General features: G+C 74.4%; 3 protein-coding genes. 2 read left to right on the top strand and 1 reads right to left on the bottom strand.

Going from position 1 to position 3,661, the window contains the following annotated elements; translation table 11 throughout:
* Positions 1-336: 336 nt before the first annotated feature.
* Positions 337-2,409: an amino acid transporter gene (locus ACTUAL_RS07170; RefSeq protein ID WP_440899694.1), complete on the bottom strand. Its 2,073-nt coding sequence runs from the start codon at positions 2,407-2,409 to the stop codon at positions 337-339.
* A gap of 199 nt (positions 2,410-2,608) precedes the next feature.
* On the opposite strand from ACTUAL_RS07170, the gene ACTUAL_RS07165 reads away from it, so the two are divergent.
* Both ACTUAL_RS07165 and ACTUAL_RS07160 read left to right on the top strand, forming a co-directional pair.
* Positions 2,609-2,755, top strand: a complete 147-nt coding sequence (locus ACTUAL_RS07165; protein ID WP_157767556.1) for a hypothetical protein — start codon at positions 2,609-2,611, stop codon at positions 2,753-2,755.
* A gap of 76 nt (positions 2,756-2,831) precedes the next feature.
* The coding region (locus tag ACTUAL_RS07160; protein ID WP_440899693.1) for an ABC transporter substrate-binding protein at positions 2,832-3,661 on the top strand (830 nt) is incomplete at its 3' end.

Raw genomic sequence — 3,661 nt, 5'->3', positions numbered from 1 at the left:
GGCTCCGCGATGTGGGGCGCGGGCCGGGGAACGCGCGAACCCCGCCCCACCGGCTCGGGTGGGGCGGGGTTCGGTACCCGCGATGGGTTGGGCCCGCCCGGCGCACGCGCCGGGCGGCCTCCCGATGAGGCGTTCGACCGGGTTCCCAGGGGGGAGGGGGAAATCCCGGTCTCCTCGGCGACCGCAGGGGGGCGGCGGTCACCGCGCTCTCATCCCTCACCGGGTAGCCGCGCCCGCCGCGGCGCAAACCTGGCACCTGTGCCCACTTCCGGGTGGCCTTCGGGATTCCGGGCTCCCTCCCAGCTCAGCCGCCGCCCAGCTCAGCCGCCGCCCGGCTCAGCTGCCGCCCAGGTGGATCGACGGCCTGCGCTCCGGGTCGGCCTCGCACTCGCGCAGGATCTCCCGCACCACCGGCGCGGTGTCGCCCCGCCCGAGGATGAGGTAGCGCAGCAGGTGGGCGAGCGGGCTGCCCTCGGACCACTCGAAGTAGCAGCGCGGCCGGACCCCGGTGGCGTCGCGCAGCGCCAGCAGCACGGCGGCGATCGCGTTGGGCGCGGCGGGGCTGTCCGCGCGCAGCACCCGGAACCCGCCGACCTCCACCCCGCGCACCCGCAGCACGTCGCTGAACTCGGACGGGTCGACCACGTCGACCTCCAGGAACACCACCGCCGCCGCGCCGGGCACCGGGTTGAGGCCGCGCTGCACGCGCTCCTTGGCCCGGTACTCGGCCGCGTCCCCGGCCTGCCGCTTGTTGGCGATGATGTTGAGCTGGCCGTCGCGGTGGAGCAGGTCGGCCAGGAACTCCCGCGCCCGCTCGTCGAAGTCGATCTCGTCGGCGCGCAGCTCGGTGGTCCTGGACACCCGCGACACCAGGGAGATGACCACGATGCCGAGGACGAACGCGGCGGAGATGGCGATGCCGTCCGGCTTGGCCCGCACGTTCTCGGCGAGCGCGTACAGCAGCACCAGCGTGAGCACGGCGAACCCGGTCCCGGCGGCCCGCCTGCCCGCGCGCCAGGCGGAGACCGACACCGCGACCGCGCCGGACACCATCATGGCCAGGATGCCGGTCGCGTACGCGCCCGCCTGGGCGTTGACGTCCGCGCCGAACGCGACGGTGATCCCGACGCTGATCACCGTGTAGACCAGCACGACGGGCCGGACCGCGCGCCCCCACTCCGGGGCCATGCCGTACGCGGGCAGGTAGCGCGGCACGATGTTGATCAGCCCGGCCATCGCGGACGCGCCCGCGAACCACAGGATCAGCACGCTGCTCAGGTCGTAGGCGGTGCCGAACACCGCGCCCAGCCGCTCGTGCGCCAGGTACGACAGCGCCCGGCCCTCCGCCGCGCCGCCCGGCTGGAACGCCTCGGCGGGGACGAGCACGGTGGTGAGGACGCTGGTAGCCACCAGGTACCCGGACATGACCAGGGCGGCGGCGGTGAGCAGCTTGCGGGTGTTGCGCACCCGGTCGGCCAGCCGCTGCCGCTCGGTGGCGCCCTCGGCGGCGACCAGCGGCATCATGCTGACGCCGGTCTCGAAGCCGGACAGGCCGAGCACGAGCAGCGGGAACGCGAGCAGGGCCGGTCCGAGCACCCCGCCGACCCCGCCGCCGCCCTCGGCGAGCCGGTCGGTCCACGCGGTCAGCGCCTCGGGCCGCGCCAGGAGCTCGGCCACCCCCGAGGCGATGACGACCGCGTTGAGCAGCAGGAACACCGCGACCAACGGGATGGCGACGCTGACCGCCTCGGTGAAGCCCAGCAGGAACACCCCGCCCAGCACGAGCAGCAGCGCCACGGTGACCAGCACCTCGTGCCCGTGCAGGAACGCGGGCGCGTGCGGGTTCTCCAGCAGGTGCACGGTCGCGTCGGCCGAGGACAGGGTGATGGTGATGATCCACGAGGTGGCCACGAAACCCAGCAGCACCAGCACGAACAGCTTGCCGCGCCAGAACGGCAGCAGGTCCTCCAGCATCGCCACCGAGCCCTGCCCGTGCGGCGACTCGTGCGCCACCCGCCGGTACATGGGCAGCATCCCGAGCAGGGTCAGGGCGACGATCAGCAGCGTGGCCAGCGGGGACAGCGCGCCCGCCGCGAGCGCGGCGATGCCGGGCAGGTAGGACAGGGTGGAGAAGTAGTCGACGCCGGTCAGGCACATGACCTTCCACCACGCCTGCGGCCTGCTGTGCGCGGCGTCCGCCTCGGGACCGGCGGGCGAGACGCGGTGGCGCAGCAGCCAGCGGCCGAGGTCGGTGCGAGGGCGGCCGGGCCGCTGCGGGCTGGGCACCCTGGCCGGGACGACGGCGCGCCCCGGCGACCGGCTGACCGGGACGGCGCCCGGCCCGTCCGGACCCGCGCCGCTCCCCCGGCGGGCGCTGCGCCCGGTGGTGTGCTCACGTGCTCGGCTCATCGGGGCGGTCCCTCCGGCGGCTCGGCGCGACGCGCGGCGCGGGCGCCGGTCGAGTGTGCCCCCGATCGCGCCGCGCCGCCCGCGATCACCGCCCGAGGCGGCCAGGACCGCACTAACGCGGGGTTTCCACCGGGTGTTTGTCACTCACACAGGTGAGAAACGGCGCGGCGGGGCGCGCGGCGCGACACTATCCCCGCCTGTGAGCACACCGATCTACGACGAGCTGGCGGCGACCTACCTCGCCGGACTCGACTGGGAGCCGCTGGAGCAACCGGCGCCGCGCCTCGTGCTGCCCGCGCAGGCCGACCCGTCGCCACCGCAGCACCGCCTACCGGAAACCCGCTGACCAGGCGATCTTGACATTGCGGCAGGCGGCGGAGTAGGACGGCTGCCGTCCTTCCCACGTCGACCTGCGGGGCGAGATGCGATTTCGAGCACTGCTCACGGCGGCGGCGGTGCTCGCCGCCTCCGCTTGCGGGGCAAATCCCGATGAACCCGAGAAGGTCACCCTGACCTGGTGGGACTCCTACGAGTCGGCGACGGCCGACGAGGCTGCGCGGGCCATGGTGCAGCGCTACCAGGACGCCCACCCGGAGGTGGAGGTCAAGCGGACCTCCATCCCGCGCGCGGAGATCCGCGCGAAGCTCGACCAGGCCGCGACCTCCGGGGCGTTCCCGGACGTGGTCGTGGTCGACCAGGCCGACCTGCCGAGGCTGGCCAAGCAGAACGCCATCACCGACCTGACCGAGCTCTTCGAGCAGTGGGAGACCGGGGGCAAGTTCCTCGGCCCGGTCAGGGCGAGCGTCACCTGGAGCGAGAAGGTCTGGGGCGTCCCGCTGCGCACCGAGACCAACGCCCTGCTGTACAACCGCGACCTGATGCTCGGCGCGCCCCCCACCACCTGGGAGGGCCTGCGCACCACGGCCAAGGCGCTGACCAACCCGCAGCGGTCCGGGCTGTGCTTCGCCGGGCTGCCCGGCGAGGAGCTGACCACGACGTTCCTGCCGCTGCTGTGGCAGTCCGGCGGCGACCTGACCGACCTGGACGGCGCGGCCGACGCGCTGGGGTTCCTGCACGACCTGATGGCCGCCGACGGCAGCGTGCCGAACGCGGTGCTCGGCTGGGACGGCGCGCAGGCCGCGCAGGCGGTGGCGAGCGGGTCCTGCGCGATGGTGATCGGCGGGACCTCGTCGGTCAAGCCGCTGAACTCCTCCGGGATGGCCTGGTCGGTGGCCCCGCTGCCCGCCGGTCC

The sequence above is a fragment of the Actinosynnema sp. genome, from assembly GCF_052038725.1.
Note: the sequence above shows the minus strand (reverse complement) of the source record. Positions and strands in the feature narration are given on the sequence as shown.